The 15,033-nt window shown below is 63.3% G+C and carries 15 protein-coding genes; 6 read left to right on the top strand and 9 right to left on the bottom strand.

Going from position 1 to position 15,033, the window contains the following annotated elements; genetic code table 11:
• Nucleotides 1-85 precede the first annotated feature (85 nt).
• Nucleotides 86-703, top strand: coding sequence for a TetR/AcrR family transcriptional regulator (locus PQQ95_RS17635; RefSeq protein ID WP_408438658.1), 618 nt, complete (start codon nt 86-88; stop codon nt 701-703).
• A 37-nt stretch (nt 704-740) separates the two neighbouring features.
• Here the strand turns inward: PQQ95_RS17635 and PQQ95_RS17630 are convergent, their stop codons facing one another.
• Nucleotides 741-953, bottom strand: coding sequence for a hypothetical protein (locus PQQ95_RS17630; RefSeq protein ID WP_115780013.1), 213 nt, complete (start codon nt 951-953; stop codon nt 741-743).
• A gap of 267 nt (nt 954-1,220) precedes the next feature.
• Here PQQ95_RS17630 and gvmR point away from each other — a divergent pair, with 267 nt between their 5' ends.
• Nucleotides 1,221-2,270, top strand: a complete 1,050-nt coding sequence (gvmR, locus tag PQQ95_RS17625) for a transcriptional regulator GvmR (protein WP_408438657.1) — start codon at nt 1,221-1,223, stop codon at nt 2,268-2,270.
• Between the two features lie 144 nt (nt 2,271-2,414).
• Here the strand turns inward: gvmR and PQQ95_RS17620 are convergent, their stop codons facing one another.
• From PQQ95_RS17620 to PQQ95_RS17585, 8 genes are all read right to left on the bottom strand, one after another.
• Nucleotides 2,415-2,804 carry a cupin domain-containing protein gene (locus PQQ95_RS17620; protein WP_408438655.1) on the bottom strand — a complete coding sequence of 130 codons (390 nt, stop codon included), beginning with the start codon at nt 2,802-2,804 and terminating at the stop codon, nt 2,415-2,417.
• Between the two features lie 121 nt (nt 2,805-2,925).
• Complete coding sequence (locus PQQ95_RS17615; protein WP_408438653.1) at nt 2,926-3,798, bottom strand: AraC family transcriptional regulator; 873 nt, start codon at nt 3,796-3,798, stop codon at nt 2,926-2,928.
• On the bottom strand, nt 3,795-4,025 hold the full coding sequence (locus PQQ95_RS17610) for a DUF2795 domain-containing protein (RefSeq protein ID WP_408438651.1): 231 nt from the start codon (nt 4,023-4,025) through the stop codon (nt 3,795-3,797). Before PQQ95_RS17610 ends, PQQ95_RS17615 begins: the two co-directional genes overlap by 4 nt.
• A gap of 26 nt (nt 4,026-4,051) precedes the next feature.
• Complete coding sequence (locus tag PQQ95_RS17605; RefSeq protein WP_054039558.1) at nt 4,052-4,306, bottom strand: hypothetical protein; 255 nt, start codon at nt 4,304-4,306, stop codon at nt 4,052-4,054.
• A gap of 250 nt (nt 4,307-4,556) precedes the next feature.
• A complete protein-coding gene (locus PQQ95_RS17600; RefSeq protein ID WP_408438649.1) occupies nt 4,557-5,894 on the bottom strand; it encodes a C45 family autoproteolytic acyltransferase/hydrolase in 1,338 nt (445 codons plus the stop codon).
• Between the two features lie 208 nt (nt 5,895-6,102).
• Nucleotides 6,103-7,836, bottom strand: coding sequence for a ClcB-like voltage-gated chloride channel protein (locus tag PQQ95_RS17595; RefSeq protein ID WP_408438648.1), 1,734 nt, complete (start codon nt 7,834-7,836; stop codon nt 6,103-6,105).
• A 112-nt stretch (nt 7,837-7,948) separates the two neighbouring features.
• Entirely contained in the window at nt 7,949-8,686 is a 738-nt protein-coding gene (locus PQQ95_RS17590) for a glutathione S-transferase (protein WP_408438647.1), read from the bottom strand.
• Between the two features lie 145 nt (nt 8,687-8,831).
• Entirely contained in the window at nt 8,832-9,923 is a 1,092-nt protein-coding gene (locus PQQ95_RS17585) for a YeiH family protein (RefSeq protein WP_408438645.1), read from the bottom strand.
• A 120-nt stretch (nt 9,924-10,043) separates the two neighbouring features.
• Here PQQ95_RS17585 and PQQ95_RS17580 point away from each other — a divergent pair, with 120 nt between their 5' ends.
• The 4 genes from PQQ95_RS17580 to PQQ95_RS17565 all read left to right on the top strand — a co-directional run bounded on the left by PQQ95_RS17580 (nt 10,044) and on the right by PQQ95_RS17565 (nt 15,031).
• A complete protein-coding gene (locus PQQ95_RS17580) occupies nt 10,044-11,192 on the top strand; it encodes a LysR family transcriptional regulator (protein WP_408438644.1) in 1,149 nt (382 codons plus the stop codon).
• A 299-nt stretch (nt 11,193-11,491) separates the two neighbouring features.
• Entirely contained in the window at nt 11,492-12,265 is a 774-nt protein-coding gene (locus PQQ95_RS17575) for a sugar phosphate isomerase/epimerase family protein (protein WP_408438642.1), read from the top strand.
• A gap of 251 nt (nt 12,266-12,516) precedes the next feature.
• Complete coding sequence (locus PQQ95_RS17570) at nt 12,517-13,500, top strand: sugar kinase (RefSeq protein WP_408438640.1); 984 nt, start codon at nt 12,517-12,519, stop codon at nt 13,498-13,500.
• Between the two features lie 235 nt (nt 13,501-13,735).
• Nucleotides 13,736-15,031, top strand: a complete 1,296-nt coding sequence (locus tag PQQ95_RS17565; protein WP_408438638.1) for an MFS transporter — start codon at nt 13,736-13,738, stop codon at nt 15,029-15,031.
• The last annotated feature ends 2 nt before the right edge of the window (nt 15,032-15,033 follow it).

The raw sequence follows: 15,033 nt of genomic DNA, 5'->3' as shown, positions 1-15,033 counted from the left end.
TCGAATGATTCGTTGCATTCTAATACACACCTGTATTTGAATGTTGGTGTGAATTGGAATTCTTTTCGGTGCTAGACTTGCGCCCATGAAACGGCAACGACTTACACGCGAGCAGAGCAAGGACCAGACGCGCCAGCGTCTGCTCGACGCTGGGCAAGCGATTTTTATGAAGAAAGGCTTTGTCGCGGCAAGTGTCGAAGACATCGCCGGGGCGGCGGGCTATACCCGCGGCGCGTTCTATTCGAACTTCCGCAGCAAGAACGAGTTGTTCCTCGAACTACTGCGGCGCGACCACGAGACCATGCAGGCGGGGCTGCACGCTATCTTTGAGAGCGCGGTTTCGCGCGAGGAGATGGAAGAACGCGTGCTGCGCTACTACAGCAGCCTGCATCGCGAGAACAAGTGCTTCCTGCTGTGGGTGGAGGCGAAGCTGCTCGCCGTGCGCGACGGCCGTTTCCGGATACGCTTTAACGCGTTCATGCACGAGAAGCTCGAACAGTTGAGCGCCTATATCCGCGAATTTTCGACGCGGGTCGGCACGCCGCTACCGTTGCCGGCGGAGACATTGGCGATGGGCTTGATGGGGTTGTGCGACGGCGTGCAGTTCTTCTACACGGTCGACCCGCAGAACGTACCGGCGGAGATGGCTGAAACGGTGCTGGCGGGATTTTTCGCGCGCGTGGTATTCGGGCGCGACGCCTGATACGAATGACGAATAACGAAAACGAAACGCCGGCGAATCAGCTCGCCGGCAACTGCGCGCAGGCGTCCGCAACCGGCGTTGCGCAGACGAATGAATACTGCCCGCTGTAACGCAGGACTTCTTCACCGACGTGCAGAACGACCTTGATGTCCGGGCACCGCTCGTAAGCGATGAAGGCCGAACAGGCCGCGGCGGACCAGCAAACCAGTGAAAACGCGATTTTTTCGAAAAGCTGAAAACGATGTGGCATAGCGATTGAGCGATTAATTTCCTTTCGGGCGCTATGTTACCAGCATCTAAGGGTTTATACCTACCAAATATCCGCAATAAGCTTCGCACTAGCGTTGCGAACGCCTTGGCAACCTGACCGGATTGTCATGTTCGGGTCAGGGTTGGGACATGATCGGGTCGATACAATCGAATCGTTGGGCAAATCCGCGCGCGCCTTGCCGCGCGGGTCGACACAGGCGGCAGCAGCATTGCGCCGGCCCGGCTTTACCGAGGCAGGAGTCGTCCCATGAATCAATTGCAGTCGATGCGCGTATTCGTCAAAGTGGCCGACCTTGGCAGTTTCGTTCGCGCGGCCGGCGCGCTGGATCTTTCCACCGCCGTCGTCACGCGTCACGTCGCGGATCTGGAGGCGCGCCTTGGCACCCGGCTGCTCAATCGTACGACGCGGCGTCTCTCGCTGACCGAATCCGGCTCCACCTATCTGGAACGCGTGCGCCATATTCTCGACGACCTGGAAGGCGTCGAGCAGATGGTGGTGGCGCGCAATCACGAACCGGTCGGGACCTTGCGCATCGTCGCGCCGGTGGTGTTCGGGCTGCATAGCCTCGCGCCGGTGGTGCAGTCTTACGCCGAGCGCTATCCGGAAGTCATGCCCGACGTCACGCTGGCGGATCGCCACGTCGACCTGGTGGAAGAGGGTTTCGACGTCGGCATCATGGTCGCGCGGCAGATGCGCAGCGCGAGCATCGTCACCCGGCGGCTGACCACCGGTTACATGACGGTTTGCGCGACGCCCGCCTATCTGGAGCAGCATGGCACGCCGGCCTGCCCGGAAGATCTGTTGAAGCATCCGTGTCTGAGCCGGCCCTCCGAGCAGGGCGGCGACGAAAAGGTGTTCACCGGACCACAGGGTGAAGTCCGCGTGAGACCCACCAATGCGATTGCGGCGAACAACACTGAGATGCTGAGGCAATTCGCCCTGCTGGGCATGGGCGTGGCGATTTTGCCGAGCTACCTGATCGGCCGCGACCTGGCATCTGGGCGCCTCGTGCCCTTGCTCGGCGATTACCGCCTGCCGCAAATCGAAATCACGATTGCGTATCCGAGCCGCCTTCATTTGCCGGCGAAAGTGCGCACCTTTATCGATCATCTTGTCGCGCATTTCCAGCGAACCGACGAGCACGCGCGCGATCCACGCGCCAGGATGCCGCGGCGCGCCGTGGCCGGCTCGCCGGCTTATGCGGACGACCTGCCGGTGTCCGCGTTGCCGGCCGACACGATGCGTCCCACGCTCCCGGTTTCACGCACGCCGCGAATCGTGGCGTCGTCGCTTTGACGAACGCCCGCTATACCGATGCCTGAGGTGCAGCCTCACGGCGTCGGCACCTGCCTGCCCGTCGCGGTTATTGCTTCTCTGTCGAACGGCGGGGCGTAGCCGCGTGTTTCTGCGGTCTTTGTCCGCAGCGGACAGCAAACCAGCCTAGATCCACACGTCGTTCGCCGCGGTGCGTTCGTTGCTTGCTTCGCCCGTGTTCTTCACGCCACGCGGCTCGATCAGCAGCAGCTTGACCTCGCGTTCCGCATACGGTTTGTGCTCCGTACCTTTGGGCACCACGAACATTTCTCCTGCCGAAAGCAGCACGGAACCCTCGCGCATGTCGATGCGCAACTGTCCGTCGAGCACGATAAACGTTTCGTCCGTGCTGGCATGTTCGTGCCAGACGAAGTCGCCTTCGATGCGCACCAGCTTGAACTGATAGTCGTTCATTTCCGCGACGACACGTGCTTGCCACTGATCGCTGAAGAGCGCCAGCTTCTCGGCGAAGTTGATGGCGCGGTAAGGCCGTTGAACCGGTTGATGGACGGACATTGCGGTATTCCTCCTGAGCGGCAGATGGGTCAGGCAGGAGCGTAAGGCGGAAGACGCTACCGGGTCTTGTACGTTTGTGTGCGCGGCCGCCGGGCGGAGGGATATCCGTCGGATTGCACGCTTACTGCGCGCCGCGCGTCGAGAGTCCCAGCATCTTGAGCCAATGCGCCGGCGCCACGCCCCACGCGCGCTTGAAGTGCCGCGTCATATGGCTCTGATCGGTAAAGCCGGCCGCCGCTGCTGCGTCGGCGAGCGACATGCCTTGAACCGCGAGGCGGCGCACGAGGTCGAGGCGCCGCATGGTTAGATAACGGTGCGGACTCGTGCCGAACAGCGCACGAAAATCCCGTGACAAACTCCAGCGGTCGCGGCCGGCGGCGGCCGCGAGTTCGTCGAGCGTCACTGCGCTGTCGAGCGAACCGAGCATATACTCGCGCGCCCGTCTGGCCGCGAGGTAGTCCACCGGGCGGCGCGGTGCGGACCCGCCGGCCACGGCGTCGAGCGCGATGGCCAGTTCGTAGAGCGCGTCGTCCTGTTCGAGCGAATCGATTGCGCAATCCATGGCGCGCAGCAGGCTCTCGGTCGCGGCGAACAGACGCGGGTCGTTCGACAGCCCGCCTTCGATGAACGGCAACGGTTTCCCGCCGAGCGCCTGCTGGAACAGCGCCGGGTCGACGTAGATCATCCGGTAGTGAAAGCCGTCGCGGGTGCCGGCCTGGCCGTCGTGCGGTTCATCGGGATGCAGCACCATCGTGCCGCCCGGCAAGCTGTTACGCGTGCTGCCGCGATAGCGGAAGCTCTGTACACCCGCGAGCGTGCGGCCGATCGCATAGGTATCGTGCCGGTGCATCGCATAGCCGGCATGATGAAAGAAGGCTTCGATTCGCTCGATGCCGCTCGTGCCGCCTGAATGCGGCGAGCGACGGATCCAGTCGGCGGCGGGCTTCGGATCGGACGAAAGCGAACGCAGCGTCAAGACCTGCTTTCCGCTCATGCCCCCAGACCCGGCCCGAAATTGCCGCCGACGAGGCGCGTGACCGACGCCACGTCGGCATAGTCCTGCTCCGGTAAGCCGTCGAGCATCGACACGACTTCATTGCTCGCGCCGGCTTCGCGCGCGGCGTCGACTAATGCGTCCTTGTATGTCGGGAAACGGACTTCGCGCAGAACGTCGGCGATCTGCAGATCAATCGATTCGCCGGGAATAGCCGATGCGGTCATACAAGCGCTCCAGAGGGTGGCGTTTTTCAGGTTTGCAGATGCTCGTTCTGGCCCGTGAAGCTTCGCTCCAGATGACGCGACTTGGGCAGCGCGATATGTTGCCATTGTTGCGGACGATTGTCGTCCGTGGCAGCGACGTCCGGCGCCGCGGGGGCGACCGGTGCGGCGTTGGCGCGCTCGGCAAGGCTATTGGCGGCCGTGCTGTCCGGCGCGGTGTGAACCGGCGCGGCAAAACACGAGGCCGACAGCGTCACCATGGTCAACAGTGTCGAGGTTTTCATCGCCCGACCTCCTAAGCTCATGCGGCGCTGACAGGTGAGCAAGCGTTGTGCCGTCCCCGCGTCGAAAGGAAGGCGCAACTGACACGCGGCGTTGATACAGGCGGGCGGCGTGCATCTACCATCTTAGATGGCAAACCGCTGCGCCGTGCGCGCAAAAGAGACAAAACCTCATTGTAGATTTCACATGATGGCAGGAAAAAGGCAACACGGTCGCGAACGGTCGTGCGGGTTTATGTTGCGGTGCGATCTTCTAGCGCAGCACGTCGAAGCGCGTCCACGGCCATGACGGCCGGTCACGCATATAGCCGTTGAGCCAGTTCCACTGCGGATGGCGCTTCATGAACGCCTGGGCGTCGAACGGCCGGCCGCACGGATGTCCCCAGCGCGCGGTAAATGCCATCGCACGCGCCATCTCGCTGTCGACCACCTTGCCGTCGTTGGCGCCCCACGGATTGAACGGCCCTTGATCGGAGCCGCCGAAGCGCGCGTCGTCCAGTTCCAGATGCCCGCAGATGGTGCGGGAACACGGGTTGTCGTTGCGGTCGAGATAGACGTCGTGATGATCGGCGATCATCTCTTTGGCGAGTTCGGCGTCGATTTTGCCGTGATGCATTTCTTCGAGTTGCATGAAGCGCAAGCGGCGCGCGCCGTTCTTGCGCACGTCCGTATAGTCTTCGCCTTCGCCGATGCATTCCTGATTGCGGATTTTCAGATCGGTCGCGGTGTTGTAACCGCTATAGAAGCCGTCTTTCGTGCTCTCGAAGCCGGAATAGTGCAGCCCCAGTTCGTAGCGTGCGATCTCGCCGGTCTTGGTGTCGCCAAGCAGCCAGCTGTTCGCATAGCCGCCGTTGTTGGCGACCGCGAACATCTCGCACCATTCGCCGATGTTGTTGGCATACTGCGACGCGCGCCGCGAACGATAGAACTCCGGCGCGCCCGCCGCGTTGTAGCCGGCAAAGTTGGAAATGGTGGTTTCGGTGATCATCAGGCCGGCTTCGGTGACCCAGAAATCGGTGAGGCTGGAGATGCAACCCGGCAGACCTTGCATCAAGATGCGATTGCCGCGATCAGGCACGATGTCGAACACCACGTTGAACGCGTCGCCCGCGGCGTAGCGGTCCCACGAGTTGTGCGCCATGACGATGCGGCCGTCGCATGTGGCATTGCCAGTGGCGATGAACGCGCTGCAGTGATGGCCGCGGCGTCCGCGCCACGGTTTCACGCCGAGCTGCGGTTGCTGGGCCGCCGCGTGGCTCGGCCACCAGCTTTGCAGCAGATCCATGTAGCCGTTCCAAGCCAGCACTTCGGCGAACGGCAGCTTCGCGCCGTCGGCGATGCCCTGGATTTCGTCGGCGAATTCGGTGTCGAGTTTGTTGGCGAACTGGGATACGGCGGCGTCGACGAAGGTATCGAAGTCTTCACCGGTGTCCCATTTCGCAAGATAGCGGGCGGTGCGGATCGCGTTCTGGATTTCGGTGGCGAGCAACTGGCCGTGTTGCTCGCCGCGATCGTACGGCTCGCCTTCGATATGCAAAAAAATCCAGCCGGCCTGATCACGGCGGACGGCATCGAGGGACGGTTCGCTCATCTTCGCTCCGATCGAAGGGCGGGCGTCTCGGTGCGCCCGTCTTGGCGTAACGCGCGCTGCGCGCAAGCGCTGCAGCGGTTTTCTCATTGTAGAGAATCTGCCGCGCTTTGCATGGGGCGGAAGGAAGGCGTTGGTGAGACCCCGCGCAACGTCCGCGCGAGGCTCGGCAATGACAGCGACTCGGTGTCCGAATACCGGCCGTCCGGCCTCAGCGCGTCGGATTCATCCGGAAATACGCATCGAGCAGCGACGTCTTGTACACCACCCCCGCCAGCTTCGGATCCGCCGCGCTTTCGACCACCGGCAGCCGCTCGCCCTGAAACGCCATGAAGTGTTGCAACGCAACGCCGAGCGGCATGTCCGGCGTGAGCACATCGAAATGCGGCTGCAGATAGTCCGCGGCGGTTTTCGCGGCGGTGTCGCGCTTGTCGAGCAGGTCGGAGGTAATGTCCTTGAGCGCGACCACGCCGAGAAACGCGCCGGACTCGTTGGCGACGTACAGATACTTCACCGGATATTCCAGAAACACGCGCGTCATGTCCTGCACGGTCGCGTTCGGCGGCACGACGGTTTCGGCGGGGCGGATCAGCTCGCGCATTTGCGTCGCGCGCAGACGGGTGCGCTCCTGTTCCTCCTGATTGCGCCGCAAGGTGATTTCGTACATCGAGGTCTTGCCGATCGCGCGCGACACGAAATACGCAACCACGCACGACAACATCAGCGGCAGCACCACCTGATAGCTGAGCGTCATTTCGAAGATCATCAGGATCGCCATCAGCGGCGCCTGCGTCGCGCCGGCCAGAAACGCGCCCATGCCGACCATCGCATAAGCGAACGGCGCCGAGATGCCGTGCGGCCACACCGCGTGCATGCCGAGGCCAAACAGCGAGCCGACCACCGCGCCGACAAAGAGCGTCGGCGTGAATACCCCGCCGATCGCGCCCGAACCCACGGTCGCCGACGTCGCGACGATCTTGAACACCAGCACAAGGACCAGTGCGCTCCACGTCCACGGCGAATGCAGAATGGAATTGACCACGCTGTAGCCGTTGCCCCACACCTCGGGCGTCCACACCGACAGAATGCCGACGATCAGACCACCCAGCGCCAGCCGGATGGGCAAGGGCACGGGCAGCTTGCGAAAGTTCGCTTTCGAGAAGTCCATCAGCCGCAGAAACTGCGGCGCGGCCGCACCGCACAGCAATCCGAGCGCGACGAACAACAACACTTCGGCGCCTGCCACCGGCGGAAACACCGGCATTTCGTAAGGCGGCTTATAGCTGGTGAACTCGCGCATCGTGATATTGGCGACCACCGCCGAGACCACCACGGGACCGAAGCTTTCCATCACGATCGAGCCGAGCACGATTTCGGTGACGAAAAACGCGCCGGCAATCGGCGCACTGTACGCGGCGGTAATCCCGGCCGCTGCACCGCACGCGACGAGCAGGCGCAGACGCGGCGGATCCAGATGCACCCAGCGGCCGATCAGCGACGCGGCCAGCGCCGCCAGTTGCACCATCGGACCTTCGCGGCCGATCGAGCCGCCGCTCGAAATCGTGAACAGCGACGACACGCTGCGCCAGAAGCTCAGCTTGACCGGCACCACGCCGTCGCCGATCGCGACCGCTTCCATGTAGTCGATGTGATTGCATTTATCGACGTGACGCTGCGCGACCAGCAGAAACAAACCGGCGATCAGTCCGCCCGCGGCGGGCAGCCACACGCGTATCGTCCACGGCAAGCTGCGCGCCATTTCGACGAAACTGCCGGACTTGCCGACCGCCGCCAGTTGCAGCAGCGCGATGCCTTCGCGAAAGGCAATCGTTGCGAACGCGCCCGCGACGCCGACTACCACCGACCAGACCAGCATCGTATGGGCGTCGGAGAGACGGAACAGGGTTTGGGCGCGGGTGCGCAGCTTCAGCAGGAATGAAAGCACGTCGGCAGGAGAGGGCGTGATGGGTGGATGAAATGTGCGTACGGTAACAGCATCGCGCCCGCTGTCGGAAGCGGGCGCGATGCGGAAGGTTCGCGAAGGCGGGCGGCGTGACTCAAGTCGCCGCCTTGTCGAGTTCCGGGTAGTGCCGGAAGATGCAGGCCTCGTTGTGCTCGATGCGCCGGTCGGACTGGAGATAAGCGGCAATGTTCGGCCGCTCGATCACCGCGTCGTGCAACGCCGCGAGGCGCGGGTAGTGTTCGCCAAAACGCTTGAGCGCGCGTGGAAACGCGTACAGCAGGCCGTCGATCAGCTGGAACATCGACAGGTCGACGTACGTGAGCGCGTCGCCCACCATGAACGTGTCGCCGGCCGGATTCTGTTTCAACACGCGTTCGAAGTACTTCATGAACTTCGGAATCCGGTTGTCGATGAAGTCGTGCGCGCGCACTTTGGCGGCGTCTTTCTGGTCTTCGTAGTACAAGGCGCTGGCGAGCGGATGATGCGTGTCGTGCGCTTCGGTCACCATGTCGGCGATCGTCAGTTGCAGTCCGTTGGCGACGTAGCGCAGGTTGTCGACCGATGGCGCGAGCTTGAGCTTCGGGCCGAGGTAGAACAGAATGTTGGCGGTCTGCGCGATCACCAGATCGCCGTCCTTCAGAAACGGCGGCGCGAACGGCGGATAGGGCTCATCCTTGCTCTTCATCACCGCCATCATCGCGTTCGTGCCGAGGCCGTCGGAGGGTTCGCCGCGCGCCACTTCCACGTAGTCCGCGCCGGCTTCTTCCAGGGCCAGCCGCACGAATTCGCCGCGGCCTTGCAGGCCGTCCCAATAGTAAAGTTCCAGGCTCATCGATCAGTCCTCATTCCAGTTGCATGAACGGGTTTGCGTGAACGGATACCGTCAGCAACCAGTATGCCGCGCATGAGTGACGGATGGTTCTCCTGAACGCACAAAACCCCGCACGCGGCGGGGTTGGGGGAGAGCGAGGGGCGGCTTAGCCGAACAGGTGCTGGACGGTCCACGTGATACCCAGTCCGCCGGCAATCAACCACACATACAGGATGAAGCCGGTGGTCAATGCGCGGGGTCCGGCCTGACGGATCTGCGCGATACGGGTTTCGATACCGAGCGCGGTCATGGCCATGGTGAGCGCGAAGGTGTCGAGCATGTTCAGCGTGCTGGTCGTGCTTTCCGGCAGGATGTGCAGCGAGTTGATCACGACGAAAGCCAGGAAGCCGAGTGCGAACCAGGGAATCGCCAGCTTGCGCGGAGCGTGCTGCTTGCCGTCTTCGGCCGTTGCCGAGGCTGCCGCGCTGCGTGCCGAGCGGTTCACCCACATGCCGACGACCAGCAGCACCGGCACCAGCAGCATCACACGGGTCATCTTGACGATGGTCGCGATATGGGTCGCTTCCGGGCTCACGTTGCTGGCCGCGCCGACCACCTGCGCCACTTCGTGAATGGTGCCGCCGAAGAACAGGCCCGCGCCAACCGTGTCGAGATGCAGCCAGCCCGCCTTGAACAGCACCGGGTAGAGGAACATCGAGAGGGTGCCGAACAGCACCACGCTGCCCACCGCCATCGCGCTCTTATGCGGCTTGGATTGCAGCGTCGATTCGAACGCAAGCACGGCCGCCGCGCCGCAGATCGCGCTGCCCGCCGCCGTCAGCAACGCGGTGTCGCGGTCGAGCTTCATGATTTTCATGCCGGCCCACGTGCCGATCACCAGCGTGCTCACGACGATCAGCACCGATTCAGCGAGACCGGGAAGGCCGACCTGGGCGATTTCCTGCAGGCTGACGCGCAGCCCGAAAAACGCCACGGCGATGCGCAGGAGCTTGCGTGCCGAGAAGTTGACACCGGCCGCCCAGCTTTCGGGCATGCCGTCGCGAAGCGCATTGCCGTAAATCGCGCCTGCCACGATGCCGACGATCAACGGGCTCAAGCCCAGGCCGGCGATGGCCGGGATCGACGCGATGCGGGTCACGGCCGCGGCGAACAGCGCAACGAACAGAATGCCGTTGAGCTGGCCGCGGGTGGATGACCCGGCGGGTGCGGCAGAAACGGTGAGATGAGGGGTAGACATGGTGTCGCGCCTTCCTATGGCTGTCTCGATTCGATAGAGCTAATCCTAAATTAGATATATCGATATGAAAAATCATGATTTAGAATGTGAAGTATCAGATCTACCGATACTTTGATCGCTATGACCCCGGACCAACTTATAACGTTTGCCGCCGTCGCCGAGCATCGCAACATCAGCCGTGCGGCTGTGGCGCTGCATCTGTCGCAGCCGGCCGTGTCCGGACAATTGCGGCAGTTGCAGGACGAATTCGGCGAACCGCTTTACCTGCGCGACGGGCGCGGTGTGCGCCTGACGCCCGCCGGCGAGCAACTCGCCAGCTATGCGACCCGCCTGCGCGATACGTGGCGGCAGGCGCATGCGTACCGCGACGCGCTGCGCGGGCTCGAGCAGGGCACTTTGCGGATCGGTGCAAGCACTACGCCGGCGAGTTATCTGCTGCCGTACCTGATCGCCGACTTTCGCCGCAATTACCCTGACGTAACGCTGCATACCGCCGATGGCAACACGACGGAGATCATCGGCGCGCTGGCTTCGGTGGATATCGCGATGATTGAAGGGCCGGTCGGTGAGGACCTGCCGCCGGACACCGCTGTGCATGCATGGCGCGAGGACGAGATCGTCGCGATCATGCCGCGCACGCATCCGCTGGCGGTGGCGCTGGCGCAAGCGGGGGGCTCGGGGACGGCCGGTGAGGCGGCTGGGGCTGGCGGGTTCGGAGTGGCAGGTGAGGCAGGAGGCGGAACGCCGGGCGTGGCAGGAGGCAGAACGTTAGGCGCGGTAGGAGGCGGAACGTCAGGCGCGGTAGAAGGCGGAACGTCGGGGGCGGTAGAAGGCGGAACGTCGGGGGCGGTAGGGGGCGGAACGCCGGGGACGGCAGAAGGTGGATCGCCGCAGGCAGCAGAAAGCGGAGCGGGCATCAACGGCGGGCGGGCAGAGCTGGCCGCGTTCGGTCCCTATCCGCTGGTGCTGCGCGAAGCCGGGTCGGGCGTGCGGCAAATCGTCGAGCGGGCCTTTGCCCGGGCGGGCGTGCCGATGCGGGTGGCGCTGGAGATTGCCGGCGTCGAGGGCGTCAAGGAGGCGGTGCGGGCGGGCATGGGCATCGGTTTCGTCTCGGCGATGTCGATGCGGCATGAGGACGGCGCGCTGCGCCTGTTCTCGTTGAGCCCCGAGCCGCTGACGCGGAGGTTGTCGATTCTGGTGCCGCATGCGAGTGCGCCGTCACGGGTGGTGGAACAGTTCCTCGCGTTGTGCCTCGCTGACGGAGCTTGAATCACGTTGGTATGGCTGTGGACGCTTGTTACGGCGAGTCGGAAAGGCCCGCGTATGCTCACGCTGGGTATGCCGGAGAGAAAACCCCTCCGCAGACCACATTGGGCCTCGTGCCGGCCGCCCCCGCCTATGCCTATGCCTATGCCTATGCCAACCCCGCCTGGGGATTTCCACTATGGTGCATGACGCCGCGCTCGGCGCACTATTCGGGCATCGCAAGCGCTTCGGCGCTTTTTTTCGAAACGTGTTTGGAACCGGTTCCAAATGCCGATCAAGAGACAGATTTGAGTAAATTCGACATGACTGACGCATTGGACGTGGTGATTGTCGCCAGCGCATTCGGAATGGAGGCGGTTCGCACGCACGGCCATCTGAAGTGGGCCGACGCCAGCAAACAGGCCGGCGCCACGGGCTTCGAAGTGCGTCGCGAACTGTTCGCGGACGAAGCCGACGCCGCGCCGCAGGCGTTACGCGCGCTCGGCAAGGAGATTGCGGCACTCGGGCTGTGGTCGGTCTACTCGACGCCCGCGTCGCTATTCACGACGGAGGGCACGCTCGATGCCGACGCACTGCGCGTCTCGATAGAAGAAGCGAACGCGCTGGGCGCGCGCTTCGTGAAGCTGCAACTCGGCGGATTTCGCTCCGAGGCCAACGCCGCGGTGATTGCCGATTACATGCGTTGCGCGGACGTGCGGCTGGTCGTCGAAAACGGTCAGCTGGCTGAAGGCGGTTCGCTGGGACAATTCACCGGCCTGTTCGACGCGCTGGAGCGCGAAGGCCATGCCGGCCTGCTGGGCATGACGTTCGATATCGGCAACTGGGCCTGGCGCGATGTCGCGCCGCTCGATGCCGCCGGGCTGCTGGCTGCGCACGTCGAATACGTCCATTGCAAAACGACGGTGGGCGAGGGGGCACGACGTTTTCCCGCCGCGCCGGCCGCCGACGACACTCAATTCGCCGCCGTGCTCGACAAGCTGCCGCGCCATGTGCCGCGCGGCATTGAATTTCCATTCGATGCGAACCGTATCGAGGCGGACGCGGCGCACTACGTTGCGTGGCTGGCCGCTGCGTAAGGGGGGCACGCGCAGGACCTGAGAGAGCAGTCCTCCAGAAACGCCCGGCAAAAAAAGCGTGTATCGAGAAGTACACACAGTGCGGGCGGGAGCGAACCCGGAGAAGCGCAGGCGGAGCAGCGAACGCACAGCAGCACATGCGAAGCAGCACACGCAAAGCAACGCACGCAAAGCAACGCACGCAAAGCAACGCACGCAAAGCAACGCACGCAAAAAAACACGCAGCAAACAGGAACACGCAGGAGCGAAGCATGAACAACACACACGCAGCACTCGACGTCATCACGTACGGCGAAGCGATGGCCATGTTCGTGGCCGCCGAAACGGGCGCGCTCGCCGGCGTCGGGCAGTTCACCAAACGAGTCGCGGGAGCCGATCTGAATGTGGCGATTGGTTTGTCGCGATTGGGGTTCAAGGTGGGCTGGATGAGCCGCGTCGGCCGTGACTCGTTCGGCCAGTATGTGCGCGACACGCTGACGAAAGAAGGTATCGACCAGCGCTGCGTAACCACCGACGAGCAGTACCCGACCGGTTTCCAGCTGAAGTCGAAGAACGACGACGGCAGCGATCCGGCCGTCGAGTATTTTCGCAAGGGGTCGGCGGCAAGCTACCTGTCGTTGGCCGACTACTCGGCCGATTACGTGCTGTCCGCGCGTCACCTGCATCTGACGGGCGTGGCGCCGGCCATCTCCGCCAGTTCGCGCGAACTCGCGTTCCATCTGGCGCGCGAAATGCGTGCCGCCGGCAAGACCATTTCGTTCGACCCGAATCTGCGTCCAACGCTGTGGCCCTCGCGTGCCGCGATGGTCGAAGGTTTGAATGCGCTCGCCGCGCTAGCTGACTGGGTGTTGCCCGGCATCGGCGAAGGCGAGATCCTGACCGGCTACACCCAGCCGGACGACATTGCACAGTTTTATCTCGATCAGGGCGCGCGCGGCGTGATCATCAAGCTCGGCGCAGAAGGCGCGTACTTCCGCACCGCCGACGATGCCGCCGTAATCGCCGGTCAACCGGTCGCGAAGGTGGTGGACACCGTCGGTGCGGGCGACGGTTTCGCCGTCGGCGTGGTCAGCGCGCTGCTCGAAGGCAAGACACTGCCGCAAGCGGTCGCGCGCGGCAACCGCATCGGCGCCCTGGCGATTCAGGTGATCGGCGATTCGGAAGGCCTGCCGAGCCGTGCCGAACTCGACGCGCTCGAACTCGCCGATGCGCCGCACGTTGCGACCGCGGCCTGAGTATGGATGAACCACGCGCAACGCTGCTTCCAGCACGGACAGCATTCGCTGGCTCGATAACAGCAAGAGCGCTCGAACAGCGCCCCATGACCGCCCGTCGTTGTTTCGGGAAGGCGTTAGCAACTAACCTGCATGGGACCAGAGTAGGCGCTTTGCATGGGATCAGAGTAAGCGCCAAAGCGCTAACTCTGATCGACAGCCAAAGCGCTCACTCAGGTCGACAAAGGAGACTCCCATGACCTCATCGCTCGCGATTCGCCGTTGGTGGACGATCATGCCGATCGTATTCATCACGTACAGCCTCGCTTACCTCGACCGCGCGAACTTCGGTTTCGCCTCGGCTGCCGGTATCAACCAGGATCTCGGCATCAGCAAAGGCTTGTCGTCGCTGATCGGCGCCTTGTTCTTCCTCGGTTATTTCTTCTTCCAGATTCCCGGCGCGATTTACGCGGAACGCCGCAGCGTAAAAAAGCTCGTGTTCTGGAGCCTGGTCCTGTGGGGCGGGTGCGCGGCATTGACCGGCATGGTCAGCAATATTCCTTCGCTGATGGTGATCCGCTTCGTGCTCGGCGTCGTGGAGGCCGCGGTGATGCCGGCGATGCTGATTTTCATCAGCAACTGGTTCACGAAGAGCGAGCGCTCGCGGGCCAACACCTTCCTGATTCTCGGCAATCCGGTGACGGTGCTGTGGATGTCGGTGGTATCCGGCTATCTGGTGCACTCGTTCGGCTGGCGTCACATGTTCATCGCCGAAGGCGCGCCCGCGATTCTCTGGGCGGTGTGCTGGTGGTTCATTGTGCAGGACAAGCCGCAGCAGGTTTCGTGGCTCACGCAGCAGCAAAAGGACGATCTTGCCGCAACCCTGCGCGCCGAACAGGCCGCGATCAAGCCGATGCGCAATTACAGCGAAGCGTTCCGCACGCCCGCGGTCATCAAGCTGTGCGCGCAGTATTTCTGCTGGAGTATCGGGGTGTACGGTTTCGTGCTGTGGCTGCCATCGATCCTGAAGAACGGTTCGACGCTCGGCATGGTCGAAACCGGCTGGCTCTCGGCCCTGCCGTATCTGGCCGCAACGATCGCGATGCTTGCGGCTTCGTGGGCATCGGATAAACTCAACCGCCGCAAAGTGTTCGTGTGGCCGTTCCTGCTGGTCGGGGCGATCGCTTTCGCTGCGTCGTACGCACTCGGCGCCACGCACTTCTGGATTTCGTATGCGCTGCTGGTGATCGCCGGCGGCGCGATGTATGCGCCGTATGGGCCGTTCTTCGCGATCGTGCCGGAACTGCTGCCGAAGAATGTCGCGGGCGGCGCAATGGCGCTGATCAACAGCATGGGCGCGCTCGGTTCGTTCGTCGGTTCGTACGTGGTCGGCTATCTGAATGGCGCGACCGGTTCGCCTGCGGCATCCTATGCGTTCATGAGCGTGGCGTTGATCGCCGCGGTGATCCTGACGCTGATCGTCAAGCCTCAGCCGCCAGCAGAGCCGCTGGCTAAAAACGCCACGCTCGCTACACCGTTGCAAGGAAAATGACC

Origin of the sequence: Paraburkholderia caffeinilytica (assembly GCF_046030355.1) — a bacterium.
GTDB classification, from domain to species: Bacteria; Pseudomonadota; Gammaproteobacteria; order Burkholderiales; family Burkholderiaceae; genus Paraburkholderia; species Paraburkholderia caffeinilytica_B.
Note: the sequence above shows the minus strand (reverse complement) of the source record. Positions and strands in the feature narration are given on the sequence as shown.

Bases quoted from the DNA above. Each gene is read 5' to 3' on its own strand.
- PQQ95_RS17565 (WP_408438638.1), top strand. From the start codon at position 13,736: ATGACCTCATCGCTCGCGATTCGCCGTTGGTGGACGATCATGCCGATC.
- PQQ95_RS17610 (WP_408438651.1), bottom strand. From the start codon at position 4,025: ATGACCGCATCGGCTATTCCCGGCGAATCGATTGATCTGCAGATCGCC.
- PQQ95_RS17575 (WP_408438642.1), top strand. From the start codon at position 11,492: ATGACTGACGCATTGGACGTGGTGATTGTCGCCAGCGCATTCGGAATG.
- PQQ95_RS17600 (WP_408438649.1), bottom strand. From the start codon at position 5,894: ATGAGCGAACCGTCCCTCGATGCCGTCCGCCGTGATCAGGCCGGCTGG.
- PQQ95_RS17585 (WP_408438645.1), bottom strand. From the start codon at position 9,923: ATGTCTACCCCTCATCTCACCGTTTCTGCCGCACCCGCCGGGTCATCC.
- PQQ95_RS17635 (WP_408438658.1), top strand. From the start codon at position 86: ATGAAACGGCAACGACTTACACGCGAGCAGAGCAAGGACCAGACGCGC.
- PQQ95_RS17620 (WP_408438655.1), bottom strand. From the start codon at position 2,804: ATGTCCGTCCATCAACCGGTTCAACGGCCTTACCGCGCCATCAACTTC.
- PQQ95_RS17630 (WP_115780013.1), bottom strand. From the start codon at position 953: ATGCCACATCGTTTTCAGCTTTTCGAAAAAATCGCGTTTTCACTGGTT.
- PQQ95_RS17570 (WP_408438640.1), top strand. From the start codon at position 12,517: ATGAACAACACACACGCAGCACTCGACGTCATCACGTACGGCGAAGCG.
- gvmR (WP_408438657.1), top strand. From the start codon at position 1,221: ATGAATCAATTGCAGTCGATGCGCGTATTCGTCAAAGTGGCCGACCTT.
- PQQ95_RS17615 (WP_408438653.1), bottom strand. From the start codon at position 3,798: ATGAGCGGAAAGCAGGTCTTGACGCTGCGTTCGCTTTCGTCCGATCCG.
- PQQ95_RS17605 (WP_054039558.1), bottom strand. From the start codon at position 4,306: ATGAAAACCTCGACACTGTTGACCATGGTGACGCTGTCGGCCTCGTGT.
- PQQ95_RS17580 (WP_408438644.1), top strand. From the start codon at position 10,044: ATGACCCCGGACCAACTTATAACGTTTGCCGCCGTCGCCGAGCATCGC.
- PQQ95_RS17590 (WP_408438647.1), bottom strand. From the start codon at position 8,686: ATGAGCCTGGAACTTTACTATTGGGACGGCCTGCAAGGCCGCGGCGAA.